This is a genomic window from Marinomonas arctica (assembly GCF_003259225.1).
GTDB lineage: Bacteria > Pseudomonadota > Gammaproteobacteria > Pseudomonadales > Marinomonadaceae > Marinomonas > Marinomonas arctica.
Map to the genome: position 1 here is coordinate 1 of NZ_QHJF01000087.1, position 523 is coordinate 523.

The window sequence follows — 523 nt, forward strand, 5'->3', positions numbered from 1 at the left end:
AGATCATGCCCGACGATCTGCCGATCGAGATCGCCGAACGTCAGGTGCGCATGGCCAAGGCCGTCGAGCCGAAGCGCCTGCACTTCGAAAAGGATCGTCCGGCACTGCCGATGGACGAGCCGTTCGACAAGAGGTCCGACCGTCTGCAGCAGCTGCGTGAGATCTGGGCGAAGATCCAGACCCGCAAGGCCATCTACGACGCCATGCAGACCATGGAATACCAGATCAACTCCAACCGTGTGTCCAACGGCCAGACCCCGTTCGTGACCGTCGGCTTCGGTCTCGGCACCGACTGGTTCGCGCGCGAAATCCAGCGCGCCATCTTCCTCAACCGCATCCGCGGCCTCGGTTCCGAGCATCACACCGCCATCTTCCCGAAGCTCGTCTTCACCATCAAGCACGGTGTGAACGCCGATCCGGGCGACCCGAACTACGACCTGAAGCAGTTGGCCCTCGAATGCGCCACCAAGCGCATGTACCCGGACGTCATCTTCTACGAGAACATCGTGAAGATCACCGGCTC

General features: G+C 61.6%; 1 protein-coding gene. It reads left to right on the plus strand.

Features of this window, described 5'->3' with window-relative positions:
• A partial coding sequence (gene nrdD / locus DK187_RS20940; RefSeq protein ID WP_275426776.1) for an anaerobic ribonucleoside-triphosphate reductase occupies positions 1–523 on the plus strand: 523 nt, incomplete at both ends.